General features: G+C 42.8%; 28 protein-coding genes. 4 read left to right on the plus strand and 24 right to left on the minus strand.

Annotated elements, in window-relative coordinates:
* Window positions 1–119 precede the first annotated feature (119 nt).
* The 22 genes from K0I62_RS12995 to K0I62_RS13100 form a co-directional block, all read right to left on the minus strand.
* The gene (locus K0I62_RS12995) at window positions 120–1,472 is read right to left on the minus strand and encodes a sigma-54-dependent transcriptional regulator (RefSeq protein WP_220068524.1); all 1,353 of its coding nucleotides are present in this window, start codon (window positions 1,470–1,472) and stop codon (window positions 120–122) included.
* Window positions 1,465–2,535 (minus strand): sensor histidine kinase, encoded by a 1,071-nt coding sequence (locus K0I62_RS13000; RefSeq protein WP_220068525.1) that lies wholly within the window; start codon window positions 2,533–2,535, stop codon window positions 1,465–1,467. Before K0I62_RS13000 ends, K0I62_RS12995 begins: the two co-directional genes overlap by 8 nt.
* A 177-nt stretch (window positions 2,536–2,712) precedes the next feature.
* The gene (locus K0I62_RS13005; protein ID WP_286670318.1) at window positions 2,713–4,146 is read right to left on the minus strand and encodes a sigma-54 dependent transcriptional regulator; all 1,434 of its coding nucleotides are present in this window, start codon (window positions 4,144–4,146) and stop codon (window positions 2,713–2,715) included.
* Between the two features lie 269 nt (window positions 4,147–4,415).
* The gene (fliS, locus tag K0I62_RS13010; protein WP_220068526.1) at window positions 4,416–4,826 is read right to left on the minus strand and encodes a flagellar export chaperone FliS; all 411 of its coding nucleotides are present in this window, start codon (window positions 4,824–4,826) and stop codon (window positions 4,416–4,418) included.
* Window positions 4,827–4,832: 6 nt separating this feature from the next.
* A complete protein-coding gene (locus K0I62_RS13015; protein WP_258404998.1) occupies window positions 4,833–5,180 on the minus strand; it encodes a hypothetical protein in 348 nt (115 codons plus the stop codon).
* 2 nt (window positions 5,181–5,182) lie between these two features.
* Window positions 5,183–6,553, minus strand: coding sequence for a flagellar filament capping protein FliD (fliD, locus tag K0I62_RS13020; RefSeq protein WP_220068527.1), 1,371 nt, complete (start codon window positions 6,551–6,553; stop codon window positions 5,183–5,185).
* A gap of 51 nt (window positions 6,554–6,604) precedes the next feature.
* Window positions 6,605–7,003: a flagellar protein FlaG gene (locus K0I62_RS13025; RefSeq protein WP_220068528.1), complete on the minus strand. Its 399-nt coding sequence runs from the start codon at window positions 7,001–7,003 to the stop codon at window positions 6,605–6,607.
* A gap of 107 nt (window positions 7,004–7,110) precedes the next feature.
* Entirely contained in the window at window positions 7,111–7,929 is an 819-nt protein-coding gene (locus K0I62_RS13030) for a flagellin N-terminal helical domain-containing protein (RefSeq protein WP_220068529.1), read from the minus strand.
* Window positions 7,930–8,164: 235 nt separating this feature from the next.
* On the minus strand, window positions 8,165–8,986 hold the full coding sequence (locus tag K0I62_RS13035) for a flagellin N-terminal helical domain-containing protein (protein ID WP_220068530.1): 822 nt from the start codon (window positions 8,984–8,986) through the stop codon (window positions 8,165–8,167).
* 86 nt (window positions 8,987–9,072) lie between these two features.
* Window positions 9,073–10,272: a flagellar hook-associated protein FlgL gene (gene flgL, locus K0I62_RS13040; RefSeq protein WP_220068531.1), complete on the minus strand. Its 1,200-nt coding sequence runs from the start codon at window positions 10,270–10,272 to the stop codon at window positions 9,073–9,075.
* Window positions 10,273–10,284: 12 nt separating this feature from the next.
* Window positions 10,285–12,198: a flagellar hook-associated protein FlgK gene (gene flgK, locus K0I62_RS13045; protein ID WP_220068532.1), complete on the minus strand. Its 1,914-nt coding sequence runs from the start codon at window positions 12,196–12,198 to the stop codon at window positions 10,285–10,287.
* 43 nt (window positions 12,199–12,241) lie between these two features.
* A complete protein-coding gene (gene flgJ, locus K0I62_RS13050; protein ID WP_220068533.1) occupies window positions 12,242–13,240 on the minus strand; it encodes a flagellar assembly peptidoglycan hydrolase FlgJ in 999 nt (332 codons plus the stop codon).
* A gap of 17 nt (window positions 13,241–13,257) precedes the next feature.
* On the minus strand, window positions 13,258–14,349 hold the full coding sequence (locus K0I62_RS13055; protein ID WP_220068534.1) for a flagellar basal body P-ring protein FlgI: 1,092 nt from the start codon (window positions 14,347–14,349) through the stop codon (window positions 13,258–13,260).
* Window positions 14,350–14,359: 10 nt separating this feature from the next.
* The gene (gene flgH, locus K0I62_RS13060; protein WP_220068535.1) at window positions 14,360–15,034 is read right to left on the minus strand and encodes a flagellar basal body L-ring protein FlgH; all 675 of its coding nucleotides are present in this window, start codon (window positions 15,032–15,034) and stop codon (window positions 14,360–14,362) included.
* Window positions 15,035–15,043: 9 nt separating this feature from the next.
* Window positions 15,044–15,832: a flagellar basal-body rod protein FlgG gene (flgG, locus tag K0I62_RS13065; RefSeq protein ID WP_220068536.1), complete on the minus strand. Its 789-nt coding sequence runs from the start codon at window positions 15,830–15,832 to the stop codon at window positions 15,044–15,046.
* A gap of 10 nt (window positions 15,833–15,842) precedes the next feature.
* Window positions 15,843–16,586 (minus strand): flagellar basal-body rod protein FlgF, encoded by a 744-nt coding sequence (gene flgF / locus K0I62_RS13070; protein WP_220068537.1) that lies wholly within the window; start codon window positions 16,584–16,586, stop codon window positions 15,843–15,845.
* Between the two features lie 189 nt (window positions 16,587–16,775).
* Complete coding sequence (gene flgE, locus K0I62_RS13075) at window positions 16,776–18,140, minus strand: flagellar hook protein FlgE (RefSeq protein WP_220068538.1); 1,365 nt, start codon at window positions 18,138–18,140, stop codon at window positions 16,776–16,778.
* Between the two features lie 62 nt (window positions 18,141–18,202).
* Complete coding sequence (gene flgD / locus K0I62_RS13080) at window positions 18,203–18,991, minus strand: flagellar hook assembly protein FlgD (RefSeq protein ID WP_220068539.1); 789 nt, start codon at window positions 18,989–18,991, stop codon at window positions 18,203–18,205.
* Between the two features lie 10 nt (window positions 18,992–19,001).
* Window positions 19,002–19,421: a flagellar basal body rod protein FlgC gene (gene flgC / locus K0I62_RS13085; protein WP_220068540.1), complete on the minus strand. Its 420-nt coding sequence runs from the start codon at window positions 19,419–19,421 to the stop codon at window positions 19,002–19,004.
* Between the two features lie 2 nt (window positions 19,422–19,423).
* Complete coding sequence (gene flgB, locus K0I62_RS13090) at window positions 19,424–19,822, minus strand: flagellar basal body rod protein FlgB (RefSeq protein WP_220061450.1); 399 nt, start codon at window positions 19,820–19,822, stop codon at window positions 19,424–19,426.
* Between the two features lie 149 nt (window positions 19,823–19,971).
* On the minus strand, window positions 19,972–20,811 hold the full coding sequence (locus K0I62_RS13095) for a CheR family methyltransferase (protein ID WP_220071385.1): 840 nt from the start codon (window positions 20,809–20,811) through the stop codon (window positions 19,972–19,974).
* A 154-nt stretch (window positions 20,812–20,965) separates the two neighbouring features.
* On the minus strand, window positions 20,966–21,886 hold the full coding sequence (locus K0I62_RS13100; RefSeq protein ID WP_220068541.1) for a chemotaxis protein CheV: 921 nt from the start codon (window positions 21,884–21,886) through the stop codon (window positions 20,966–20,968).
* Window positions 21,887–22,093: 207 nt separating this feature from the next.
* Here K0I62_RS13100 and flgA point away from each other — a divergent pair, with 207 nt between their 5' ends.
* The 3 genes from flgA to K0I62_RS13115 all read left to right on the plus strand — a co-directional run bounded on the left by flgA (window position 22,094) and on the right by K0I62_RS13115 (window position 23,675).
* Window positions 22,094–22,801 carry a flagellar basal body P-ring formation chaperone FlgA gene (gene flgA / locus K0I62_RS13105; protein ID WP_220068542.1) on the plus strand — a complete coding sequence of 236 codons (708 nt, stop codon included), beginning with the start codon at window positions 22,094–22,096 and terminating at the stop codon, window positions 22,799–22,801.
* Between the two features lie 118 nt (window positions 22,802–22,919).
* Entirely contained in the window at window positions 22,920–23,243 is a 324-nt protein-coding gene (gene flgM, locus K0I62_RS13110) for a flagellar biosynthesis anti-sigma factor FlgM (protein WP_220068543.1), read from the plus strand.
* 6 nt (window positions 23,244–23,249) lie between these two features.
* On the plus strand, window positions 23,250–23,675 hold the full coding sequence (locus tag K0I62_RS13115) for a flagella synthesis protein FlgN (RefSeq protein ID WP_220068544.1): 426 nt from the start codon (window positions 23,250–23,252) through the stop codon (window positions 23,673–23,675).
* A gap of 38 nt (window positions 23,676–23,713) precedes the next feature.
* Here the strand turns inward: K0I62_RS13115 and K0I62_RS13120 are convergent, their stop codons facing one another.
* Complete coding sequence (locus K0I62_RS13120) at window positions 23,714–24,160, minus strand: LPP20 family lipoprotein (RefSeq protein ID WP_220068545.1); 447 nt, start codon at window positions 24,158–24,160, stop codon at window positions 23,714–23,716.
* Window positions 24,157–24,783, minus strand: coding sequence for a FlgO family outer membrane protein (locus K0I62_RS13125; RefSeq protein WP_220068546.1), 627 nt, complete (start codon window positions 24,781–24,783; stop codon window positions 24,157–24,159). The genes K0I62_RS13120 and K0I62_RS13125 overlap by 4 nt, the downstream gene beginning before the upstream one ends.
* A gap of 315 nt (window positions 24,784–25,098) precedes the next feature.
* Between K0I62_RS13125 and K0I62_RS13130 the strand changes: the two genes are divergently transcribed.
* Window positions 25,099–26,883 carry a GSCFA domain-containing protein gene (locus K0I62_RS13130; protein WP_220068547.1) on the plus strand — a complete coding sequence of 595 codons (1,785 nt, stop codon included), beginning with the start codon at window positions 25,099–25,101 and terminating at the stop codon, window positions 26,881–26,883.
* The last annotated feature ends 5 nt before the right edge of the window (window positions 26,884–26,888 follow it).

Here is a 26,888-nt window from a genome sequence, read left to right on the forward strand (position 1 = left end):
TAGGTCTATGCAATATATTTGCCAAACTGAATCATGAAGAAGTTTTGTATGAGAAAGGAGATGAAAATAAGGTGAGATGCCAAGCAAATCACCTTATTTTAATGGGAATCTAGCGCTGTTTACGCAGGGATTTGGATACCCGCATCTCTCATTCTGGCCATCTTATACCTGAGGGTTCTAGCACTGATACCTAGCTTTTCAGCTACCAACTTTCGACTGCCTTTACACTGAGACAATGTTTCTAAAATAATGACATGTTCCTGCGCTTTTAACTCATCGCCAAGCCCTTCTGGCTCACTTTGTTTATCAGCTGTAACACTTAACGACTCAGGATCAATAACGACATCTTGAGTATCAATAATAATATCGCTTGCAGTAATAAACTCACCAGATTGTAAAATCATGGCGCGTTGAACCACATTGTCTAACTCTCGCACATTACCAGGCCACCGATAAGCGAGTAATCGCCGACTGGCAGTCTCGTCTAACTCAGGCGCTTGAGCAAGCCCAGCTTGCTTGGCATGCCTTAATACTAAATGCCGTGCCAAGGGTAATATATCGGCAGGCCTTTGATGCAATGCAGGCCATGTCAAAGGGAATACATTGATACGGTAATAAAGGTCTTCACGAAACTCTCCCTTATCAGCATACGCTTTTAGATCTCGGTTTGACGTGGCTAAGACTCTCACATCTAGCTTAATCGTTTTGCGGCCACCAAGACGTTCAACCTCTCGCTCTTGGAGAACACGCAACAATTTGGCTTGTAATCCCAAATCCATTTCTGAAATTTCATCAAGCAATAATGTCCCACCTTGAGCTTGCTCAAACTTGCCAGGACATGCTTGATAAGCCCCAGTAAACGCTCCTTTTTCATATCCAAAAAGCGTTGCTTCAAGCATGTTCTCAGGAATCGCAGCGCAGTTAATTGCAACAAAAGGGTTATCACAACGGGGACTATGCTGATGTATGTACCTCGCCAATACCTCTTTACCTGATCCGCTCGGACCTAAAATCATCACTGACGCATCTGAGTGAGCAACCTTTTGCGCCAATGCCAATAGTGCCAAACTTTTTTCATCGGCGGCAATAGGCTGATTCTCAACTAATTTCGGCTTAAGGTAACGGGATACTTGGTTTAACAACACTTCGGGGGCAAACGGTTTTGCAAGATAATCAACTGCACCAAGTTTTATAGCGCTAACGGCATTATCTATTGTCGCAAACGCCGTCATTAATAAAATGGGCAGTTGGCTACAATGTTGTTGTAAATAACTTAGCAAGCCTAAGCCGCCAATCCCCTCCATCTGTACATCACTGATCACCATATCAAAATGATGCGACTTAAGTGCAACGATCGCTTCTTCAGCAGACTCAACATCGACGCACTCATACTGAGCTAACAATAACGTATCGATCAACGCTTCTCTTAACGAAGCATCATCTTCTACTAATAGGATTTTTGCTTCAGCCATGATCAATTTCCTCATTGGGCTCGGTAATCATTGCAGGTACGGTAAACGATGCAACACAGCCTTGTCCCTTTATACAATTTAATTGCAAGCGACCATGATGATTTGCAACAACGGTTTGCACGACAGCAAGACCTAAGCCAGTGCCTTGTGCTTTTGTGGTAAAGAATGGCTCCAACACTTGTTCCTGCATCGATTTATCTAGCCCTTTACCATTATCAATCACCTCAAACTTTATTTGCTGACCATCATCGATAGAACGGATAATGATGTTGGTGGCTCCAGCCTCTACACTGTTAATCACCAAATTGTTAATTGCTGAACTTAACGCTGGACGATTAGCCATAAAAGCCTGTTCAGAGCGAACCTCTAACTGCAAAAGGCATCCTTTACGCTGAGCGATTGGCTCACAATTGGCCACCACGGCATCGACAACATCGGCCATAGTTGTTACATCGGTGAGTTCCTGTTGTCTTCCTTTCGCCATCAACAACATATCATCGACTTGCTGCGAAAGTTCATTAAGCCGATCGATGAGTTTAGATTGAAATCGTTGCCTTGCATCTTGGCTTAGCTTAGGGCTAGCGAGATTAGAAGCATAAAGTAATGCAGCAGAAAGTGGCGTTCTGACTTGATGTGCAAGGCTTGCCACCATTTTTCCTAAAGCAGAAAGACGCTGAAGATGAGACAGATTTTTTTGTAGCAAGCGCGTTTCAGTGAGATCCGTCAATACGATCAGCTGACCCGGTTCGGGTGCCAATGGCGTTATAGCCAACTTAACCCGGCGACCATTTTTAAGCGACACCTCATGACCGTCATCATGTTGTGGCGAAAATGCTCGGTTGATTATTTGTAGCCAGCGCATACCAATTAACGGATGCCCAAGGAGTTGAACGGCAACAGGATTAGCTTCAGTCACAAAGCCATCTCCGTTGATAATGACAACACCTGATGGCATTGCCTGCAGTATATGTTCCATTCTACTCGACATAGCATCATTCGCCACTGGCGCTAAAGGAGTCGCCAGATTAAGGGTGTCAAAGTGTAGCTTGGGGCTAGCGGACATAACCACTCCGTCAATAAATTGCTGCTAACGGAATAAATGCAGTTATTATGCCAACAAAAATATGTTTTAAAACAGTGAGTAATATCAACCAAAACAAAAAAGGCCCTAAAATGGGCCTTATCTAAGGTGTGGTTAAAACAAAACGAATAACACAAACATGGGCTAAGCTGTAGTAGCTCAGTCTTTGCTCATACCATACTTACGCATTTTTTCAACCAGCGTCGTCCGGCGGATCCCAAGCATTTCTGCCGCCCGAGCAACCACATTATCTTGCTGATCCAATGCTTGTCTTATCATATCAATTTCAAGTTCTGCTAGCAGATCCTTAAGATTAACTCCCTCTGGAGGCAATTCACTTGGGAATCGACTTTCCGGAATATCGACCGCTACCTCATCACTAAAGATAGAAGCTAATGCGTCTCGCTCTAACTCTTCTTCACTCACCTGAACTTGATATTCAGGTACATCGATATGGCGATACTTGATAGGCAAATCGTTAACATCGACTAATCCACCAGGATAAAGAATCGTCAAACGCTCTACTAGATTAGATAACTCTCTAACGTTACCAGACCAAGAATGTTCCTTTAATGATTCGATGGCACGTTGAGTAAAACGAACTCGACCGCGTCCTTCGTTAAATACCCTGCTTACCAACTCTTGCAATAATAAAGGAATATCGTCTTTACGCTCACATAACGCAGGCATTTCAACAGGAAAAACATTTAAACGATAGAAGAGGTCTTCTCTGAACTCTCCGTTAGCGATCATAACTTCAAGCTCTCTATGAGTCGCGGCGATGACTCGAACATCGGTATTGATAGCTTTGCTGCCACCAACTCGCTCAAATACTTTCTCTTGCAAGACACGCAATAATTTAACTTGCATTTGTAGCGGCATATCACCAATTTCATCAAGAAATAGCGTGCCACCTTCGGCCAATTCAAATCGACCTTTACGAGCACTGATTGCGCCGGTAAAAGACCCTTTTTCATGACCAAAAAGCTCACTCTCTAGCAATTCAGCAGGAATCGCACCACAATTCACTGGAATAAAAGGACCATCTCGTCGTTCTGAAATGTAATGAATATTGCGCGCGACAACCTCTTTGCCAGTGCCAGACTGACCAAGTATTAATACAGTCGCATCAGACTTTGCGACTTGGCTGATCAAATGGCGAACTTGAGCAATACCTTCGCTGCGTCCGACGAGACTTCTAAATAACTTAGTTTGATTGACACTGGTAGGAACATCTGCACGTTTTGCTTGCACAAAAACCTGACTAAAATGCAAAAGCTCTGTCAACTGTGGATAGCTAAGAGGTTCTTCAATACAACCCAAGATATTAGATGCAGACACTCCACCACCTTGACCCAATAGCAATATAGGTTGCCATGGCAAAGATGCGGCAATTGACTGCAATAACTCTTTTGATTGTGATTCTTGGGCAATAACTAACGCCCGGAAACGGGTGTTAGCAACACGCGCTTCGAGTTTATCAACGGCAAGCAGTTCAACTTGTTCACCAAGAAACTCAAAAACACACGATAAGCGATTAATTCGCTCAGACTGATTACCGACAAGTAGAATTCGTTGATCTGTTTGCATCATTTAAGAAGGCCGTAAAGCGCTTAGTGTTATTCGCATTAATTATTAGTGTTAGTTGCTTAGAAAGCGAGATAATCGTGTTAATACAATTTTCATAAAACTCGATATCAAAATGAATAGTGTATTATCAGCAGCACATTAGCAAGTATCAGATTCACTTTCTGACAAACTCATCTGATTTTAGAACAAATTCTCTACGTATCAAGCATTAGGCGCCAAACCTTTGACGCCTGACATAGATTCGTCGCACATATTACAGCAAATAGAGATAATTAAATTGCTTCTGAGTGCGATGCCAAATGGTGCTCATTTTGAGGAATCGCATCCCATCCTTCTTTGATGGTGCGAATGATTTCACATACATCATCAATCGCCTGAACATCGTTATTCAGGTTAGCTTCTGAAATTTTTCGCAACATAAAATCATATAAATCGCTTAAATTATTAGCGATATCTCCACCAGCATCCATGTTTAAGCTGTTGTTTAAACCAGTAATAATACCAATCGCTTTACTGATATAAATGCCTTTATTTTGGATATCATTATTTTCGATAGCATAACGACTCTGGGCAAGGCGTTGGAGCGCGCCCTCAAACATCATCTGAATAATGCGATGTGGTGAGGCCACAGAGATTTCACTCTCGACTGACACTTTGCGATATGATTGAAGTGACTTTCTCATAATTACCTACCTATTCGAATCTATAGACTTATAAACATTAAGTTGACGCTGACTTTTATTTCCCATATGGAGCAACTCCTGACGATGTTTTAATAACGAAACTGCCGCTTGGGTAAACTGATTGGTCAACGCTAACTGTGTCTCTAAAAATGACTTATCTTCATCTTTAGGGGACTTTAACGCATCATCAAGTAAAAGTTGACGCCGCGTCACCAAATCAAGCAAGTTTGATACCAACTCATCAGCCTCTAGCTCTTCAGCAGGTACTTTCTGCAGATGTTCTATCGCGTCAGCAATTTTTTGATTCAAGCTATCCAATGACTGCAACTTGGTTTCACCTCTATCTATAGACATCTTTAATTTTGTTGCCTAACAACTCCTGGTAGCGAGTTTAAACCACCTATAATACCAGATGATTGTTGATTCAACCTCCCAACAACTAAGTCCATCGCATTGAATTGTTTAAATAACCTTGCTTGCAACTGCTCCATTTTAAGCGAAAAAGCTTCTCGTTGATCTTCTAAACGTTGCTTGTCATTCGTATAAGCATTGTTGCGAGAATCGATTAAGCCACCTGTTTTCACATAACCTTCGACTAGGGTATCTAGTCTAGTCGCTAATCCAGTTGATTCTGTCGCAAATAGGGTTTCAATGCTTCCCATATCTTCACTAATGGCTTTATCTAACTTAGCGCTATTCACACTGAGTTTACCGTAACGATCCGCTTCGATACCAATATCATATAATGCGACTGAGCCACTGCCATCATCTACACGGGTAGAGATCATGCTACGCATTTGAGATTCAATAGAACGAATCATCGAATCCCCCTGCAGTGCAGCGGCCTTCTCTTTATCGACATCATAGGACGATAGCGAGTCAATGGTGTCCATAAGACTATTGTAAGCATCAACAAAGCCCTGAACATTATCTTTCACAGCCTCTTCATCAAGCTCAATCTTAAGAACCGATGTTTTATTGAGATCCGCATCGGAAAGATTTAATGTCACACCTGCAATCGCGTCCTTAATCTCGTTGGTTTCAGATTGCAGCTTCTGGCCATCAATGTAGATGATAGACTCTTTTGCAGCTTGAACTTCACTGAGATTGCCAGCACCAAACATATCAGTCAAACCTGTACCAGCTATATCTGATGCAGTTACGCTAACATTACTCGCAGGTCCCTCGGTATCAGAGCTAATAACCAAGCGACTACCACCATCGGTTGTCACAACGGTCGCAGTTACGCCGACATTATCATCAGCATTATTAATGCTATCTGCAATCGCCGTTAGCGAATCTCCCGCGGCTACGTCAACCGAAAAACTCTGGCCATTAACGGTAAAACCTAAACTTCCCTCACCAACTGGCGAGCTGGCATCTGCAGCAAAAGCTCCTGCCACTTTGTGTCTCTGGGCAAGTTGCTCAACGATAATATTGTAACTACCAGTTTGGGCATTTTTATCTGCTGAAGCGCTAAAGTAATTACTGTCCCCCGTAGACACACTACGCTGATTCAAGCTCTCACCATCTTTTAATTTGTCTAAGGCATCTTGGAATGTAGACAAAGCGCTTTTGAGAGAACCTATCGCTGACACCTTAGCATCGATAGTATCTTCGGTTTTGTTGAAGATCGCTTCTTTAGGCACTTTCTCTGCATCAACTAGCACACCAACAATAGTGTTGATATCGAGCCCTGAGCCTATTCCGGTTGCTGTTAATGCCATAAATACCTCTACTTACTTTACAATTTTAAAAAAGCATTAATATAAAAAATACTAGGCTTCTGTCTTCATCAATAACCCAGTCACTTCAGATAGCTTCTGGGCTAACTCTAGAGCTTCTTCATTCGGAATTTGACGGATAATATCCCCCGAATCAACATCCATTACACTAACAATATTTGTACCAGAATCTTCATCTATCTTAAACTCAAGCCCTTTACGCATAACTGACATCATATCTGAAAGCTCAGCGACTAATTTTTGCATATCTTCAGGACTCTGTTGGGGCTTATCACCCTTCGCCTCTTCGGCTTTTTGACTTTCATCAACCGCTTGAATGATAGCATTAGGGTTAAGCTCCGAATCCTGCTCAGTGCGAAACTTTATCGCAGATGCGCCTACTTCAATTTTAGCAGTTGTGGCATTAGATGCGTTGACTGTGTTGATATCCATCACATTCACCTCTACTCTGATTTCTACTTATCCTTAAAACCACGAAAGGGAGATTCGTCACCGAACCTCCCTCATTAGTATCCATACTTAGACTAAGTCATTACTAATTATAGTAATGATAGTGCTACCTGAGGAAGCTGGTTAGCCTGGGCTAACATCGCTGAACCTGTTTGTTGTAGAACTTGGTTCTTAGTCATCGTAGAGGTTTCTTTCGCGAAATCCACATCAACGATACGGCTCTTAGCATCTGCCACGTTAGCTTGTGTGTTAGCACTGTTACTAATGTTGTGTGATAGACGGTTTTGAATCGCACCTAAGTCTGCACGTTGAGTATCAATAGTCTTAATCGCTTTATCAATTGCACCTAGTGCAGAAGCTCGGTTCGCTGAAGTTGCTAGAGCCAAACCACCTACCGAAAGAGTTGTCTTATCAGTCTTTTTAACTGTGACTTTGATATCTTCGCCATCTTGGTGACCAACCTGGAAACTCTTACCTGCAGAGAATGTACCTGTTAACAACTTAGTGTTACCAAACGCTGTGGTAGTACCAATCGCGTCGATTTCATTAGCTAACTGATCCATTTCAGCCTTAAGTGCGGCAATATCATCTGCACTATTTGCACCGTTTTCAGCCTGAATAGTCAAGTCACGCATACGCTGAAGCATGTTTGTTTGTTCTTGCATCGCACCTTCAGAAATCTGCGCGATTGAAATTGCATCGTTAGCGTTACGCATACCCACTTCTAAACCACGAACCTGAGAGTTCAAACGGTTAGAGATCGCAAGACCTGCCGCATCGTCCTTTGCACTGTTAATACGAAGACCACTTGATAGACGCTCCATAGAGGTAGCTAGGTTACCACTAGAATGATTCAAGTTCTTTTGAGCTTTCATCGATGTAACGTTGGTGTTTACTGTAATAGCCATAATCGTTTCCTCTTTATACCTGACTTAATCACTTGCCTGTCTGATTAAGCCAGGCTGAGCTTATTGGTTACAGTATATTTAACGGCTGAGGCTTTTCGATCTTTAGGATATTTTTAAAAAAAATAATAGAAAATATTTATTTCCAATTATTTCAACACCTTAATCTTGGCAAAACAAAAAGTGATGCACCATAGAGTTGATACATCACTTTATTGTCTAGCCAAAATACCAATAATTAACCCAATAGTGAAAGAGCAACTTGAGGCAACTGGTTGGCCTGAGCCAACATTGCAGACCCCGTTTGCTGTAGTACCTGATTCTTAGTCATGGTCGAGGTTTCTTTGGCAAAATCCACATCTACAATTCGACTCTTTGCATCTGCAACGTTTGCCTGTGTGTTTGCACTGTTACTAATATTATGTGCTAGACGGTTTTGAACCGCACCTAAATCAGCCCTTTGGGTATCAATCGTCTTAATCGCTTTATCGATAGCTGCTAATGCTGATGCCCGATTGGCAGAGGTAACATTAGTTAGTGATGCCACTGATAAAGTGGTCTTGTCCGTTTTCTTCACTTTTACAATTACATCTTCACCATCTTGATGACCAACTTGGAATGCTTTACCGGCAGAGAATCCACCTTGCAATAACTTGGTATTACCAAATGCGGTACTGGTACCAATATTGTCAATTTCAGTGGCTAATTGATCCATTTCAGCCTTAATAGCCACTAAGTCATCAGTACTGTTTGCACCGTTTTCCGATTGAATAGTCAAATCACGCATACGTTGGAGCATGTTGGTTTGCTCTTGCATCGCCCCTTCAGCAATTTGTGCAATCGAAATGGCATCGTTAGCGTTACGCATCCCCACTTCAAGACCGCGTACCTGAGAGTTCAAACGGTTAGAAATTGCCAAACCTGCCGCATCATCTTTAGCGCTGTTAATTTTCAAACCACTAGATAAACGCTCCATGGATTGGGCCAAGCCACCACTAGATACGTTTAAATTTTTCTGAGCTTTCATCGATGTCACGTTAGTATTAACGGTAATAGCCATTGTGTTTTCCTCTTCTTGGTTGCACTGCCAAGACTTCGAGCTTGGCTAAAAATTCGTATTGGTTGACCCATCTAGGTTCACATGAGTTAGATGTAATCAAATAGTGTTGTTGAGCCAACTTTACTAAAGACACTAGAGACAGCATTTAACGCAAGTTGCTGCTTCTCTAATTCTGTTATCGCAGAGGCATAATCTAAGTCCTCTAGCATTGATAAGGCCGAACTGTTCACTAGCTTTTCTTCTGTATGGGTAGCGCTATGACTATCCAAACTTTTTAAACTATTACCAGCTTGGCCGCGCGCAATGCTTATTTGATTGACGCCACCATCCAAATTATTCAATATCTGTGCCAACTCAGCCATTCCTTGAGGGGTATCTATCTTATTCGTATCTTCAACTAAGGATATTGCTTGGCTTATCGTATCGAAAATACTCACTTCACTTTGTGGCGTAATACTGAAACTATCGCCAGCAGCGGGCATGCCGCTGAGTTTTACTTCAATGCCATTAAAGCTAACTGGATTAGTGGCATCAAAGTTAGTAAACACCTGCGCAGTGCCCCCAGAATCAGTTACCGTTAAATCAAGACCACCCGCGCCATTATCGGCAAAATCAAAGGTGTACTGCTCGGGTACTACGGAAGGATTGGTTATTTTGGCGCTTTGAACATTAAAGTCGCCTACCTGTGTCGCCAGATAATTGGCGCTAAAATCACCAAGCCCTGAAGGCGCATTCATAAAAGCTTGATCGCCTGGTATATTGGTCGCAACTGTGACCCCTGACGCGACAATGGCATCACGCACACCACTGTCACCGCTATAAACCACATTACCTGATGCATCAAACGCAAAGGGTTGCTTACCCGTTTCATATCCAGAAAACATGAAATTACCTGATTCATCCCTTGTATTGGCCACTGCCAGCAGCTCTTCAAGAGTTCCACGCAGCTCATCGGCAATCATTTGCCGCTCAGAATCGGATAGACCACCATTAATTGCACGCAGAACTTGTTCACGGGTTGAACCCACTAAGGTTTCAGCGCTGCCTAGCTTGCTTTCGGTCAACGACAAATGATTATTGGCGTAATCAATATTTTTCATAAACTGATCAACAAGCGCATTTTGTTGATTAAGATTATCGATACCAATAGCGGCAACGGGGTCATCACCCGCGGTGTTAACACGCTTACCGCTAGAAAGCTGCTCCAAAATTTTACTGGTCGATGTTTGTTTATCTAAAACACTTGTGATGCTTTGATTAAACATCTGCGCCGTTGAGATCCTCATATATTGTTACTCCTATCTCACCGAACTAAATAAAGTGTCGAATATGGCATTAGCGGTAGTCATAATCCGTGCTGACGCTTGATATGCTTGCTGAAAGCGCATGAGATTTGCCGCCTCTTCATCTAAATTCACTCCAGACTCACTTTGCACTCTGGCATAGGCTTGAGAATGAACCGCTTCAGCTGTTCCAAGTGCCACCTCAGCCGCTTTCGCCTTACCACCTACCTGTAACTTAGTATTTTCGTAAACATCGCTTAACGTTGAGCTACCACCAGCCATTAATTTCGCTTCATTCAATTTGGCCATGGCAACGGCATTACTGTTATTGCCCTCAGCAGAGGAAAGGTCAAAGGTAAAACGGTCTGCCAAAGCGCCTGCGCTACTTTGCACATCAAAGTTGATTCCAAATGCATCGATCGTTGGCGCTGTATAGGTTCCTGTTCCTAATGAAGTACCTGCTGCATCAAATGCTTCATAACTATTGGTTGTGGTATCGATTTCAAAGGTAATTTGAGCACCAACGCCTGGAAATCCTGGCACAGAGGCATCCATTGCGTTCAATGTAATCGCCGTATTGCCTGAATTAGCCGAATCCGCTGTAATAGTAGGACCTGCCGCCGCAATGCCCTTGGGATCAGTCATCACCACTTTTATACCCGCAGCGGCTCCAGAAGAAGGACGGATTTCAAAGCGATCTCCCGATGCAAAGGCACCTGAATCTATATTGATACTAAAACCATCGCCACCAGTGAGCTGCGAACCCGTTAATGTCAACGGCGTAGTCGTTCCCGTATCGTTATCTTTCAGCTCATAGGTCGCAGGAGCGGTAAATGTCAGCTCATAACTGCCACCAGTCAGCGCACTGACATCATCAATATTGACACGCAGTGCTGCATTCCCGGTATTAGTCTCAAAACCGCCAACACGTCCCACTGACATCTTCGAATCGTTGATATCCAGAAAAATATTGCTACCGATATTGCCATTAAGATCGAAACCTTGTGACTGAGCCTTATTAAACGTATCGGCAATACCCAGCGCCAATTGGCCCATCTCCAATTGCGCTGGGATCAGCGTTTCATCACGATATTGGAACAATGCACCTAGGCTTCCCCCCATCTCGGCAGGATCAACCACTAAACTCTGATTACCAGTGGTTGCGGTGATCCGCAGCTCTCCAGGATAAGGATTGCCAGCAGTTGAACCCATCTGCATCGATACTTCGCCAGAAACCAACATCACCGCGCCACCTAGCATGATGCTCTTTGCACCCGACTCTAGTGGGATCACATTGACTTGAGAGTATTGGCTTAACTCTTGTATCAAGGCATCTTGCTTATCCAATAATTGCGAATCAGAGCCTTGAGACTTCATTAGCTCTTGGTTGAGATGACCAAGCTCCGTACTGATTTCGTTAATTCTGTCTGTAACAGCAGATATCTGGTCATTGGTTTGGCTCATCTGTCCATCTAGATGAGATTGCATCTGGTTAAGTGCTTTGGCTATCTGCTCTGCATTGCCTAATACGGTTCCGCGGATCCCGAGATCATCTGGTAGATCCGCAAGGCTATTCAACCCCGCAAAAAAGTCATTTAGACCTTGAGGCACTGATTTACCAATTTGAGAAAATAGCTGATCCAGTTCGCTCATTTTGACTTGAGTCGTCTCCGCTTGACTCACCGCAGTCTGGCCGATACGAAGCTCTCTTGCTGCATAATCGTTATAGATGCGCTTTACATCGGTAACATATGTGCCTGCGCCGTAGAAACTATTGCCTAAACGTTGAGACTCAAGGCTTGATTGCTCAGCCACCTGACGATGGTAACCCTGAGTATTGGCATTAGTAATGTTATTACTGGTAACGGCAAGCTGTGATTGCGACGCAAGCACGCCAGTACGGGCAATATTGAGTAAGTCCATCGACATCAGCGAATACCTCGTATATGAACGATGACTATTGTTAATTCGCTCATGGTGTTACTCCCGATATAACCGAGCCAAAATCTTTACTGACCGATTGCATCACTTTAATCACTTTCTCTGCGTATTTAGGGTCAGTTGCATAACCCGCATCTTGCAGTGCTTGAATAAAAGAGCCTGGATTGCTGGCCTCTTTTAACGCCTCTTGATAACGAGGACCTTCGGAAATAAATGACACAAAATCATCAAAGCTCTGCTTAATGTCGTCATATACCCGAAAATCAGCACGCTGCTTAACCGCGACTCCTTGCTCAAACTCAAGGGTACTCACCCCGGCTTTATCACCTTGCCAACGTCTATCGGCCTTAATATTGAACAAATTGTTACTCGGCTCGCCATTAGCTTGACGCACCATTTTCTGTCCCCAGCCAGTCTCTAGCGCCGATTGCGCAATCAAAACTTCTGGCGTCGTACCTAATGCTTTGGCCGCTTGTTGAGCATGTGGATATACCGCAGCCACAAACTGATCACGACTACTAAAGCCATCAATTGGCGCACGAGATGGCAATACTTTGCCGCCAACCACATCGTCGATAACATTGGTTATTGATTGTTGTGGATGAACACTTTTTATATCAGGCAGCTTAGATAGATTTAACTGTTGCGTCGTTAAATTAACATTTGCAGCAGTAGGTTGAGTCATTCCCCCGCGAAGCACTGATGCTGGTGTGTAAGCGCTGCCAGCGGGATCGAGTTGCTGCACCATAAGATCGGCTAGCCCCAGCATCCCTTTATCTGACAAGTTTACTGACATCTGCTGATCATGCATCTGCTCATAAAACTTGGTATACTGGCTGTTCATCGGACTATCAGACTCAAACACGGCATTAGCGTCACGCATGCTCTTCATTAGCATTTGAACGAAGATACCTTCGAACTGCTGCGCGACTTCTTTAAGCGCTGCCTTATCATCTTTCTGCGCTTTAGCACGAAGGGAGTCGAGTCCCCCGATGTCTAAGAAGTGCGATGAATTCGACAGCTTTTCCATGTTCAGTCCGACAATATTTAGATGATGATAAGCTCACCATGCAAAGCACCTGCCACCTTTAACGCTTCAAGGATTGCAAGTACATCGGATGGTGCAGCCCCGACAAGGTTTACCGCTCTCACAAGTTCGTCGAGCGAGGTACCAGGATTAAACAGGAACATGCGATTATCAGCTTCAGATACGTCAATAGTGCTGTCAGAGGTCACAACGGTATCGCCACCAGCCAGCGGATTAGGTTGTGATACTTGTGTCGCTTCGGCAATCGTCACGGTCAATCCACCATGGGTAACAGCAGCCGGCAGCAAACGCACATCCTTGCCTACGACAATCGTGCCTGTGCGAGAATTAACTATGACTTTGGCGGATTCTGACGCGGGTTCTACTTCTATGTTTTCCAAGGTTGCTAAAAATGATACTCGCTGAGACACATCGCGTGGCGCACTCACTTGCACTGATGCGGCATCTAAGGGGCGAGCCATACCCGGACCGAGCAACTCATTGATGGCATCGGCTAAACGCTTCGCGGTAGAAAAATCGGCACGGCGTAAGTTAAAGGTAAGATGATCCCCGGTTGAAAACGGGGTTGCGACTGTACGCTCAACAATAGCGCCATTGGGGATACGCCCAACCGTTGGTGTATTTTGAATGACTTTAGAGCCATCTAGTCCATCGGCACTAAAACCGCTGACAACCATACTGCCCTGCGCAATAGCATATACGTTACCATCAACCCCTTTTAAAAAGGTTTGCAACAAGGTACCACCACGAAGACTCTTAGCCTCACCTAAGCTTGACACAGTGACATCTAAAGTTTGCCCTGGCTTAATAAACGCAGGCATATCGGTATGAACGGCAACCACCGCGACATTTTTGACTTTAGGCCTAAAATTGTCAGGCAAATTAATGCCAAAGTTTTTCAACATGGTTTTAAAGGTCTGCTCGGTATAGCGCGTCTTTTCGCCAGTGCCGGGTAAGCCAACAACTAAACCATAACCAATGAGTTGGTTACTCCTAACCCCTTGGACATTGGCTATATCTTTAATGCGTTGTGCAAAACTGGCCGAAGAGATGACCATTAATGCACAAGCGAATATGATTTTTAATTTCATGACATCACTCCTAGAAAGGCCACCAGTCACTCATGAAAAATTGACTCAACCAACCTACTTTTTGGGCATTGGCGAATGTGCCTGTGCCGCTATATTGAATACGCGCATTTGCTACGCGCTGAGAGTCGATCGTGTTATCTGGGCGAATATCTTGAGAGCGAACAATTCCGGTCACGCGAACGAACTCATCACCATTATTAATCGTTATCCACTTCTCACCGCGGATCACCAAGTTGCCATTGTTTAGTACTTGCATCACATTCGCGGAGATACTGCCCGATAAACTATTGCTTTGATCGGCGTCGGACTCTCGCTTGGTGTTCATACTATCTTTGTAACGTAAATCGATTGGCGAGCCACTGATGGTCACATTACCTCCCCCCGCATAAATCGGGTCGAGAGTCATATCTGAGCCTTTCTTTATCTCGTTGGTCGCACTCTTTTTAGCTTGAGTTGACTCCTCGAGTATGACGGTAATAATGTCACCGACTTTTAACGCCTTAATATCCGAGTACAGACTCGATGCCTGACTATCTTGATACATTGAACCTGTTGCAGCGATTTTAGTTGGCGGCGCCTCAGGATAAACAGGCGCAAAATAAGGATCGTCAGCGATCGGCTTATTGTTAGTTGAGTTACATCCAACCAAGGTAATGGCTGCTGCGAAAATGAGATACTTAGTCATGTTAAGCCTCTACAAATTTTGGTTCACGTAAGACAACATCTGATCGACCGCAGAGATGACTTTAGAATTCATTTCATAAATACGCTGGCTTTCAATAAGGTTAACTAACTCTTCAGTCACGTTAACATTTGATGTTTCAAGCGCCCCTTGACGAATAGCGCCCATACCATCGAGTGAAGCCGTCCCCTGAATGGGGGTGCCACTAGCACCAGTCTCGGTATAAAGATTTTGCCCCATAGGATCGAGTCCGCTCGGGTTAATGAAATCAGACATAGTCAATTGACCGACAACTTGGTTTTCTGCAGTACCAGGGGTTTTAACCGACACTTCACCTTCTGCCGAAACGGTAATACTGATGGCATTGTCAGGAATCGTGATCGAAGGTTGTAATACATAGCCTGAGCCTGGCGTGACGATTTGCCCAGTATCATCTAAAGTAAACTGACCATTTCGCGTATAAGCTGCTGTGCCATCAGGCATCTGTACTTCAAAAAAGCCAGGGCCTTCAATCATTAAATCCAATGAATTATCAGTGGTTAGCATATTGCCCTGAGTAAACACCTTTTGCGTGGCAACAACCTTGGTACCTGCACCAATATTTAAACCATTTGGCAGCTTGGTATTAGATGCACTAATCCCACCCGCCTGATTAACGGTTTGATAAAGTAAATCTTCGAATACTGCTCGGCTTTTCTTATAACCAACCGTGCTCGCATTAGCCACATTGTTAGAAATCACCGAGATATCTGTCTGCTGGGCATCTAAGCCAGTCTTACTAATCCATAACGCAGGATGCATAATCTATCTCCTAACTAATGCGCATTAATGTCGAAGAGGCTTGATCCATCTCTTCGGCGGTTTTCATCATTTTGACTTGCATTTCAAATTGACGCTGTAAATCGATTAACGACACCATCTCATCGACAGCATTGACATTGCTTCCTTCGACGGCACCACTCTCAACAAATACAAAGGGATCGGCAGGCGCGACTTCGCCAGACATTTGACGGAATAAACCATCCTCTCCTCGCATCAGATTTTGATTACCAGGATTAACCAACTTGATACGCCCTACTTCTTCGATGACTTCCGCTGTAGCACCCAACGGCCTCACCGAAATTACGCCATCTTGAGCAATTTCAATTTTTTCTATTGGCAGAGGCAATACGATAGGACCTGCATCCCCCATAATAGGGTTGCCACGGTCGTTACGAAGTAATCCCGTTGTATCAAAACTTAAACTTCCGGAACGGGTATAAGCTTCGCCACCATCGGCTCCCTGCACGGCAATCCAACCATTCCCTTTAACGGCGATATCCAGATCGCGACCTGTGGTCTTAATCGGGCCATTAGAGAAGTCTGCGGAAGGGTTTTCTGTCATCGAAAAGACCCTTGTCGGCAACCCTTCACCAAAGGCCTGCATTGAGCGTGCTTGCTCTAAATCGGACTTAAAGCCGTCAGTATTGGCATTGGCAAGATTGTTCGCTCGTACTGCCAGCGAATTCATATTCTGCTTAGCACCACTCATGGCGACATAGAGTAATTTATCCACTTGCTGCTCCGTCAATGTTTTAACTAAAACTGTCTAATAACAGTACAAAGCAAACATCATGCCAAGAGAAGATTCATAAGGAGTGTATGGAATCAACAAGATAGAAAGAAGAGAGTGAATACGAGAGGTTGAAATAACAAAAAACGGAAGAGTGTTGCCGCATCGGCAACACTCTTTAATGAAAAAAGCCTATCGGATCTGCAACACCGTTTGCTGAAGCGTGTTATTCACCTCTAACGTCCGAGAATTCGCCTGGAAGTTACGCTGTGCGGAAATAAGATCCACCAGCTCAGTGGTTAAATCGACATTCGATTGTTCTAGTGCCGAAGAACGGATACTACCAAAAGTACCACTATTAGCTTCACCAGCAAGCGCAGCGCCAGAGTCTAAACTCGCCTTCCATGACGTATTACCCACTTGAGTTAACCCTTGCTCGTTGGCAAAACGTGCCAAAGCAACTCTGGCCAAGGCTACAGTCGCTCCATTACTGTAACTAGCATTGATCTGTCCATCAGCGCCAACCTCGACATTTGTCAGGCGACCAACCGTAGTCCCATCTTGGGTTAACTCCGTCACTTCAAAAGCAGATGCATATTGAGTTGGGTTTTCAAAATCTATGGTCAAGGTTTGTGATCCATCAGTGCCTGGCCCTAGAACATCAGCCCCACCATTACCCAATGGCTCTGTAACGATCGTTGCTGGATCAGTCGACGTATGAGAGCCTAACTCATCAAACTTAATTACCGCTCCCTTCCAACCACCGGCTGTAACTGCGGGAACATTGGGCGTATCAGCTATACCGTCTCCCGTGGTATCTTTATCGTAAACCCCAGCCGCACCAGCCAGGTCTACCGGCTTACCGTCAACAGCATAGAAGGCAACCCAATTGCTTTCGCCATTATAAGCAGCATCCTGTGGACGAACGAAGTAGGTAGTCATCACATGCGGCTCTCCCAGAGAATCATACATGGTAATAGCAGTAGAGTTATTATAAGTATCTCGATCACTTGGATCGAACAGCGCTGGATCATGAGTTGAATCTCCAGCATTGAGGTTCATCTGTATACCGATGTTTTCGGTCTTCTTCGGGCTACCAGCGGTGTCAGGGATTCTAACAGGTTTAGTCTCGGTTAAGCTCACAGAAGTTGAGTTCCCATCTTTGTCCACCTCAAATGTCTGCAAAAAATTCCCTTGGGAATCTACAAGGTAGCTGTTTGCATCGACTTTAAACGCACCAGCTCTTGTATAGGTTAAATCTTGAGACCCCACACTTGACGAGGTAACAAAAAAGCCACTACCGTTAATGGCCATATCCAGTGCATTGTTAGTAAATTGCAGACTCCCCTGATGGAACTGCTGAGCAACTTGGCTAGTAGTGGCACCACCACCGACAGCCGTTTTGCCATTAGCAAAAATTGAGTTTGCATACACATCTGCAAATTCTGCTCTCGACTCTTTAAAGCCGATACTATTGACATTAGCAATGTTATTTGCGGTGGTATTCAAATCTTTCTGCGCTGCAGCGATACCACTCAATGCAATGTTAAATGACATAATTCACCTCATTAAATATCAATTGTTCGTCTTGGACCTTATGCCCTAACTCTTTGCTTCATCTATGTTTCAGAAACGGCAAGTACATCACCTAACTTAATACCGCCAATGCCTCTAAGGTTCAAAATTGCCCCCGTGCTGGCAGTGCCTAACGATACGCTAGTGACATGCGCATATGTTGAAACTGCTAATTCTTGGCTCTCACCATCGACTAACCCGCTCGCTTTGATCGAGTAATTACCACTAGTTACAGGTTCACCGTTTTTATCTAAGCCATCCCAAGCGACGTCAATATTACCGCCAGCGCTACCATCAATCGTAAAGGTTTTAACCAGCTGCCCTTCCTCATCTTCGATACGAACGGTAATTTTTTCAATTGCTTCAGGCGTACTGACAATCCCTTTCAAGGCTGGATCTTCAGCAGATATATGCCCAGTATCTGACGGGATCAACACCTTTTGCCCTACCAATCCAGAAGCCTGCAGCGCTTGACTTGATGTCATCACCGTATTGAGATTAACAATCTCTTCATTCAACTTGGTAATACCATCAACCGTTGAAAACGACGCCATTTGTGCGATCATCTGATCATTGTCAACAGGCTTAAACGGGTCTTGCATCGACAACTGTTGACTGAGCAAAGAGAAAAAGTCTTCTTGGGTTAATTCCTGACTTTTTGCTTCTGGAATATTGGATTCTTGAGGTAAACGAATACTGTCAAGAAACGGATTTCCAGTGGTTTCCGTTTGCGACGAAGTTTGAGTACTCGTTGACTGCGGCGCAATCGACTGACCACTTTGAGCTTGAGAGCTGAGTGGCGATTGACTGCTTAAAGGGTTAATGAGGCTCACTGCTTACCTCCTAGGAATTGCCAATACGCAATGTTTGCTGCAGCATAGATTTGGCCGCGTCAGCAACTTGTACGTTCATTTGATACGAACGTGATGCCGAGATCATATTTGCCATCTCCTCCATCACATTTACATTCGGTTTATAGATAAAACCATCTGCATCCGCTAACGGATGATCGGGAGAGTATTCTTTCTGCAATGGTTTATCACTTTCGACAATTCCAGCCACTTTTACGCCTTGAGAGGTTTGTTGCTGATGAGAGGCTTTGGCCATCTCAGCTTCGAATACAGGATGACGTGCACGATAAGTCTGATCGATACTGCTCGAAACAGAGTCAGCGTTTGCAATATTACTTGCGGTTGTATTTAGCCGAATTGACTGAGCCGACATGCCAGAGCCTGCTACATCAAAGATATTAAATAAGCTCATAATTAATTTCCTTTAAGTGCCTTTTTTAGGCCAGAAAACTTACTGTCTAAAAAGCCAAGTGACATCTGATATTCCAGCGCATTTTGCATAAACTCTGACTGCTCTTGCTGTATATCAACCGTATTGCCGTCACCTGTATCGGGTTGATTAGGCACTCTGTAACTAATGTGTTGTTGACTAAGTGCAGCTAAATCAAAGTGCTTTTCATTACTGCGACTCATAGCCAGCCCACTTTGAGTGGTTCGTGCCGCCTGCAATGCCTTATCAAAATCAAGATCTTTAGCTTTGTAATGAGGAGTATCGGCATTGGCAATATTGGAGGAGATCACTTGAGCACGCGCCGAGCGTATTCCCAAAGTATACTGATGCACCCCTAATGCCTTATCAAAACTAATCGCCATAAAATTGCCTCCTCATACAGATGCAATTATCAAAGCAATAGTCATGCCAAATATAATATAGAAAGAGGTTGTTAACTTTGTAATGAATAGAGCATAAAAAATGCCAGCCTAGGCTGACATTATTACTGTAATTTCAAACGTCAAAATCGCTACGTACGCTTTTGATAATAGATACCAGGATTACAACGAACCATATCGAACTCTTCCGTTAATCCAGCGATAGACTCAGATGCTCCTAAAAAGAGGATACCTTTAGGGTTTAATGCGGCAGCAAATTGCCGCAATATTTTAGCCTTTGCCTCTGGGGCAAAATAGATCAGTACATTACGACAGAAGATTATGTCGAATTTACCGAGCAAGGTATAACTGTCCAATAGATTATGTGCTCTAAAATTGACTAAACGTTTAACGTTCGCCTTTAGCGTCATAGAACCGGTACCAGAAGACTCAAAAAACTGACGTTTACGCTCATCCGATAACCCTCTACCGAGCGCCAAATTATCATATTCCGCATTTTTACAACGCTCCAACATGGACGGAGATAAATCTGTCGCCAAAATGGATGCACTACCAGGCAAGGCACCAGGTTTACGTTGTTGATATTCTAATATGGTCATCGCAAGCGAGTAAGGTTCTTGACCTGAGGAACAAGCTGCAGACCAAATTTTTAACGGGCGCCCTAAACGTGCGTATTCAGGCAACAAACTATTAGACAGCAATTCAAAAGGATAACGATCACGGAACCATAACGTTTCGTTAGTCGTCATCGCATCAATAACCTCTGCTCGTAACTGACGCTCAGCAGGCTTCATCGAATGCTTAACCACTTCTGACAACGAAGGTAGATTATGTTTCCCCATCAAGGGCGCTAAGCGACTGCGCACTAAATATTGCTTATTCTCGCCCAACACGATACCGCTGTGTTGTTCCAGAAATAATCGAAATTGGTTGTACTCAGCTTCAGCAAGTGATTTATTCGGCACCTTGATATCCCAATATCAAAAAAAAAACAGGCTACAACATACACTATAGCAAGCTTTAAACAGCTCAGCTGTTATACATGAGCCTTCTCGTTGAAACAAGTATAAACTTATTAAATTTAAGCGGTTGCATTACTTACGTTCAAATAGAAATAAATCAAAATTATAAACTCAAATGCTTATTCACCGCGGCAGCCAATTCATCAGGATTAAACTTCGCAATAAAATCGTTAGCCCCAACTTTCTCGACCATAGCTTGGTTAAACACGCCACTTAATGAGGTATGCAAAACCACTTTGATATCTTTTAACTTAGGATTATTGCGAATCTCGGCAGTCAAAGTATAGCCATCCATCTCTGGCATCTCGATATCAGAGATAATCAGAGGGATCTCTGTCGCAACATTGTCCATCTCTGCAGCAACACTGACCAACTTATCCAATGCCTCTCGACCATCTTTGGCTGTATCAATCTGCAAACTGAGTGACTCTAATGCTCTGACAATCTGCTTTCTTGCTACCGCTGAATCATCAATCACCATAATATGGAAATGACGTTCTCTATCTATAGTGAGCTTTTCGTCGACTTCTTCACTGATCTGAGTTTTAACGGGTGATATTTCATCAAGGATCTTCTCTACATCCAAAATCTCAACCAGCTCACCCTCGATTTCTGTGACAGCCGTAAGATAAGAGTACCGTCCAGCTCCCTGTGGCGGAGGCAAAATAGCTTCCCAGTTCATATTGATAATGCGCTCAACAGACTTAACCAGAAAGCCCTGCACACTGCGGTTATACTCAGAGATAATGATAAAACAATCTGATGTATCCTCTATCGGACGACCACCTGTTGCAGCGCTCAAATCGATCACTGAAATAGTTTGACCACGAATATGTGCGACACCTCGAACAACAGAATTTAACTTGGGTAAAGTCGTTAATGGGGGGCATTGAAGCACCTCTTTAACCTTAAATACGTTGATCCCAAACCTCTGCCGTCCATTTAACTTAAATAACAGCAACTCTAAACGGTTTTGTCCTACCAGTTGGGTTCTTTTATTAACTGAATCAAGAATACTCGACATAATGCCTTTGCCCTGTTGTCGGGTGAATGCGAAGCCATCTCATGTTTATAATGAGTATAGGCATACTAATTGCTTTATCTAGTTATATGACAACCAGACCTTAACTTTGTCAAATTTATGACTCTAATTTCCATAATAAATGTCAAAATTTTCGGTCACAAACAGAAGTATAGGTGCAATCTGGCAGTTCAAGCTAGTCTATTCAATATGAAAATAAAATTTTGGTTCTTTTTAGCCGCTGTAGCCTGTTCTAACCCTGTCTCTGGGTCGGAAACTGCAACTGTGCCCTCTTTATCGACAATTTCAAACTTAGCAATAGATGTTATTCAATCAAAATTAACTGTACCGAGTAACGCCAAAGTAGAGATCAGCCCACAGAGTTTAGACACTCGCCTATCCCCCCCAGCTTGCAGTTCTGCAATCAAGGCTGAAATCGCTAGCGATCGAGAAGTTGGTCGCAATAACACCGTTAAAATCAGTTGTGAAACACCGAGCCTTCAATACCCTTGGCAAATATTTATCTCCGTTCGCGTCGATATTCTCTATCCTGTCGTCGTGGCAACTCAAACGCTAGGCCCTGGTGATATCATCTCGGCTGATCAAGTAAAAATTGAATATATTGAACAAACTAACCTACGTGGACAGCAGTTTGATGATTTAAACCAAGTAACAGGAACAAGAGTTAAACGCAGAATAGCCTCTAATCAACCTATTTTTAATAGCAACCTTTGCTTTGTGTGCAAAGGTGATATGGTGTCTATCTATGCTCGCTCAGCAAACTTTGAGATTAAGACTATCGGCGAGGCTTTAACTGACGGAAATTTAGGTGATCGAATACAGATAAAGAACAGCAAGTCTCATAAAACTGTCGAAGCTAAGGTGATAAACATCGGCGAAGTAGAAGTTAGGATGTAAATTATATAAACTCCTATAGTAAAAATTTGTCTAAAGTTGAACAAAATTAACTAAAGCTCTAAAAGTAAGTGCCGATATACAAGTATGTTGATCTCATTTTAAAATGTTGGAACCCAGAATGGCTATTGATATAAAACAAGTAAATACAGGCACTAATAACCGAGTAGCAACGCATTCGGCCGGTAAAGCTTCGCAAAGTGCGAACACCTCCTCTGAAGCGAAAGCCCCCGCTCAAAGCGTAAAGAGTGACTCGGTGTCAATTACATCTCAAGCTCAGCAATTACAGAGTGTACAAGCGAAGCTAAGCAATATACCTGAAATTGATGTCAAAAAAGTTGAAGAGATCAAGACTGCGATTGCAGAAGGTCGATATAAAGTTGATGCTGATAAGCTAGCAAGCAATATTGCAAAATTTGAGAATGAACTGCGGGACCTGAATTAATTTTTTATGGATTCGATAACAGACATCATCACTAATCAACATAAGCTGTTAAACAGTTTAAAAGCGACTATTGAGGCAGAAAAAACGGCACTAATTGCGCAAAATGCGGATCAGTTATTAGCCGTTGCCAATGATAAAGCAAAGTTGTTAGATGAGATCAAATCTGGTGATGATAGGTTATCTTTACACCCTGAAAACGCGATGCTCAAAACTGATGAGACACTACTTAATCTGGTAACCCTCACACAGCAAACGTTAGCTGAGTGTAAGCTGTTGAATTCACAAAATGCCGCATTGATTGAACATAGTATGGCAAGTATCAACCGTTTCTCCCAAGCTCTCCAAGCGAGCAGAAACGCCTCTAGCCTCACCTATGACGGTAAAGGAAGAACTTCTACCATTTCGACTCTCGGTAATAACTTAAAAGCTTAAAATCGATTTTTAAACCTTTTATTCAATCACCTCATATCTCAAAAGTAGGTCACTTCTTTAACTTTCTGAGGTCGATTCTGCTGCTGATACAATGCCCAAACTTGAGAAAAATCTAACTCTAGCTCTGTCACATAATGATCTCCCGCCGGATAACTCTTGATGACTTTAGCTCCACGAATCACGCCACTTACCGACGCTTGAATATTATCACTAGATAACATCCAGTCTCTAACTTGGCTAGAGGCTGTAAGTTGTTGGCCATATACCTGTTCGGCTAACTCTCGATATGCAGCGATTTTAGACGCCTGCATCGCCATTAACACTCGTTGTGATTGTTCTTTCGCGGGTTGAGTATCCAGCGGGGCATAACCGATAGCAGTTAATGTTGGAAAGGATTCTGGAGTTTCTGTTTCCCACTGAATATATCTATCTTGAGAGGCACAACCCGCCAGTATCAATACCATTGCAATAACCATGTTCTTCATTGTACTTCTCCGCCTATCTTTATTTTGCCTTGTCCTGCAGATTGATTACGAAATAATAAACCGTCTTGCGACACGACAGTATCAGACATGCTTAAATAGCCTGGTAAATCTGACACACCAACGCTAGCAGAAGCGACCGATACCACTCGATTGTTGGTTACATTAACGATACGGCTATTAATCAATACTGCATCGACAGACGAACTCATCGTAGTGACTAGCACATGTTCTACAGGCAAATCAGCAGGCAATTGTCGCCAATCTCGTGTCAGTAAAAAATCACCCTTGTCTGTCACTCTGACGTTATCACCAACATTGAGATCGATTAAATTAAACTGATGATCATGCAAAGCTGCAATCAACCCTTGCTGAATTTGTAGACCTAAACTGTTCGTTAGCATCAGCGTTTCTGTTAACACCGGCGTTGCAACCAATAAAGGTTGTTTTGGTGTTAATTGATCATTTTGCCTCACCAGTTCATTAGCCAGTTGCTGAGTTAAGTGTATTACCGCCGAAGTAGACGGCAAATGATTGCCGCTAACCAAAGCTTGCGAATCACGGTCATCGATGGTCGAGCATGCACCTAACATCAACATAACCGAAGTTAAAAGTACTTTCCGCATAATAATTCCTAAATAATACAAATAGTAACGTCATTCCTGCAGGCCATTTAACTAAAAGTGATTGGAGAAGCATAGCAATCTTAACGTCAAAATTAGGCTCACTGTAAAGTGAAATGCAATTTTCAAGCCGTTATTTATAAAGATAATCGACTATTGATGCCATCCCATCGGCAAAACAACGAAATTCTTTAATGTAATACCTTAATGCCATGCAGCAGGCATGATATTTGCTTTGACAAGTCATTAATTCACTTTTGTCATATAAATGTCTGTAGTCCTATTTTTATGACATTTCCATAAATTTAGGAAACTCTTATGCAAAAAAGAACAACTCCCTATAACGATAGAGATGAAAATTTTTTTTGGCGCAGTGGCGTTGCTTCTATCAACCTTGGTCATCAGACATTCGATAAATTACATAGAATAAATTTACCAATTGAAAACCCGAAAATTTCATCAGCAGGTTCTTGTTTTGCACAGCATGTTGGGCGCTGGCTTAATAGAGAAGGGTATTTATTTAATCAAAGCACAATTGAAACTAATCAAGTTTCAAGTTTTGCTTTCGGCAACATATACACCCCGCGATGCTTTCTTCAGTGGTTTGATATTATTGATGAAAATAAATATTTTGATATTGCTTGCGCTATTCATAATGAAAACAACCGTTACTATGACCTCTTAAGACCTAGTGTCTATCCCTCTGGTTTCAATACAAAAGATGAGTTAGTTGAGGCGAGAATATTTGCCGCAAAAGAGATGTACCAAACCCTTAAAAATACAGACGTACTCATTTTCACACTTGGTTTAACAGAATCTTGGAAAAATCGAAACGATATTTTCTATCCAAGCTGCCCCGGTGTTATATCAGGAGAATTCAATGAAGCAGAACATCTGTTTCACAATTTCACTTATGATGAAATTTGCTCTGATTTACAACGACTAGAATCACGTATTACATCAGTAAATCCAAAAATCAACATTATATTAACCGTATCTCCTGTACCACTGACGGCAACAATGACTAATAAGCATATATTAGTCGCTAATCAACACTCAAAATCACTACTTCGCACAGCAGCCAGCTTCATGTGTGATAATTATGACAATTTCGAATATTTCCCCTCTTTCGAACTCATTACAGTTCCTGCCGACAACGATTTTAGGTTTGAAACGAATCGAAGAACAGTTACTCCCGAGGCCGTAAACTATGTAATGGAACATTTCAGAATGGTGCTCGATAACGCTAACAATATGACTTCAAACTCCAATCAGAATAAGCTTTCAAATGTTAAGCACCGAACAGCAGATACTGAAGAAGTTGTATGCGACGAAGAACTCATCGAATCCGCAGCCAAGCTGACAAAACAATCGCTAGACAATCCAATATGCGATCTGACCCTATTTGGTGACAGCCACATGGGTAAATTATCAACAGCACTTGACAGGATGAATATTACACACTGTGGCGGTATGGTGATGAATGGCTCAGGTTTCTCTCAAAAGAAATTTGCGCTGTGCGACACTGAATACTTTGTTCCTCTAGAAAATGCCATATCGAGAAAGTTATGGTCAGTGATATTTAACAACTTAAATAGTCATGAACAAAAATGCCCCCCTCTAACTTCAACAATTATTACAAATTTAGGGCTACAGACTCATCAAAACATACTTAGATTTACAACATGGATACAAAATTCTTACCCACAAGGGATAGCAGAAATAACACTTAAAGAGTTCGTTGATTACTTTAATGACGATCTCACAGAACAGCTTTCCATCTTACTTAAGCTTCACGAAAATGGTCACAAAGTCATCGTAGTATCAGATCCACCATTTAGTCAGTATTTTGAAGAATCTAAAAACATGAAGAACATCATTTATGCCTATTTTAATGCGATGGAATATGTATGGAATGAATTTGGTATCACCTTCTTCAATGCAGCGCGAGCATTCGATGAAAAAGTACCAGACCCAGAAAGTTATCTATCGACTATCGAATACGCAGACCAGCAACATGATTGGATTCACGGTAATGACAAGTATTATTCTTGGCTCGCAGAAGAACTGTTAACGCTCATAGACCAATCGCACAAAGCGTAAACACT

The organism is Shewanella psychrotolerans (assembly GCF_019457595.1).
GTDB classification, from domain to species: domain Bacteria; phylum Pseudomonadota; class Gammaproteobacteria; order Enterobacterales; family Shewanellaceae; genus Shewanella; species Shewanella psychrotolerans.

Coding starts and splice junctions, on each gene's coding strand:
- K0I62_RS13125 (WP_220068546.1), bottom strand. CDS start 24,783: ATGCGGAAAGTACTTTTAACTTCGGTTATGTTGATGTTAGGTGCATGC.
- K0I62_RS13115 (WP_220068544.1), top strand. CDS start 23,250: ATGGATTCGATAACAGACATCATCACTAATCAACATAAGCTGTTAAAC.
- flgJ (WP_220068533.1), bottom strand. CDS start 13,240: ATGGAAAAGCTGTCGAATTCATCGCACTTCTTAGACATCGGGGGACTC.
- K0I62_RS13035 (WP_220068530.1), bottom strand. CDS start 8,986: ATGGCTATTACCGTTAATACTAACGTGACATCGATGAAAGCTCAGAAA.
- K0I62_RS13055 (WP_220068534.1), bottom strand. CDS start 14,349: ATGAAATTAAAAATCATATTCGCTTGTGCATTAATGGTCATCTCTTCG.
- K0I62_RS13000 (WP_220068525.1), bottom strand. CDS start 2,535: ATGTCCGCTAGCCCCAAGCTACACTTTGACACCCTTAATCTGGCGACT.
- fliS (WP_220068526.1), bottom strand. CDS start 4,826: ATGAGAAAGTCACTTCAATCATATCGCAAAGTGTCAGTCGAGAGTGAA.
- flgK (WP_220068532.1), bottom strand. CDS start 12,198: ATGTCGATGGACTTACTCAATATTGCCCGTACTGGCGTGCTTGCGTCG.
- flgB (WP_220061450.1), bottom strand. CDS start 19,822: ATGGCGATTAGTTTTGATAAGGCATTAGGGGTGCATCAGTATACTTTG.
- K0I62_RS13025 (WP_220068528.1), bottom strand. CDS start 7,003: ATGGATATCAACACAGTCAACGCATCTAATGCCACAACTGCTAAAATT.
- K0I62_RS13015 (WP_258404998.1), bottom strand. CDS start 5,180: ATGTCTATAGATAGAGGTGAAACCAAGTTGCAGTCATTGGATAGCTTG.
- flgA (WP_220068542.1), top strand. CDS start 22,094: ATGAAAATAAAATTTTGGTTCTTTTTAGCCGCTGTAGCCTGTTCTAAC.
- flgE (WP_220068538.1), bottom strand. CDS start 18,140: ATGTCATTTAACATTGCATTGAGTGGTATCGCTGCAGCGCAGAAAGAT.
- fliD (WP_220068527.1), bottom strand. CDS start 6,553: ATGGCATTAACAGCAACCGGAATAGGCTCAGGGCTCGATATCAACACT.
- flgH (WP_220068535.1), bottom strand. CDS start 15,034: ATGACTAAGTATCTCATTTTCGCAGCAGCCATTACCTTGGTTGGATGT.
- K0I62_RS13130 (WP_220068547.1), top strand. CDS start 25,099: ATGCAAAAAAGAACAACTCCCTATAACGATAGAGATGAAAATTTTTTT.
- flgM (WP_220068543.1), top strand. CDS start 22,920: ATGGCTATTGATATAAAACAAGTAAATACAGGCACTAATAACCGAGTA.
- K0I62_RS13100 (WP_220068541.1), bottom strand. CDS start 21,886: ATGTCGAGTATTCTTGATTCAGTTAATAAAAGAACCCAACTGGTAGGA.
- K0I62_RS12995 (WP_220068524.1), bottom strand. CDS start 1,472: ATGGCTGAAGCAAAAATCCTATTAGTAGAAGATGATGCTTCGTTAAGA.
- K0I62_RS13030 (WP_220068529.1), bottom strand. CDS start 7,929: ATGGCTATTACAGTAAACACCAACGTTACATCGATGAAAGCTCAAAAG.
- K0I62_RS13120 (WP_220068545.1), bottom strand. CDS start 24,160: ATGAAGAACATGGTTATTGCAATGGTATTGATACTGGCGGGTTGTGCC.
- flgC (WP_220068540.1), bottom strand. CDS start 19,421: ATGAGCTTATTTAATATCTTTGATGTAGCAGGCTCTGGCATGTCGGCT.
- K0I62_RS13005 (WP_286670318.1), bottom strand. CDS start 4,146: ATGATGCAAACAGATCAACGAATTCTACTTGTCGGTAATCAGTCTGAG.
- flgL (WP_220068531.1), bottom strand. CDS start 10,272: ATGAGGATCTCAACGGCGCAGATGTTTAATCAAAGCATCACAAGTGTT.
- flgG (WP_220068536.1), bottom strand. CDS start 15,832: ATGCATCCTGCGTTATGGATTAGTAAGACTGGCTTAGATGCCCAGCAG.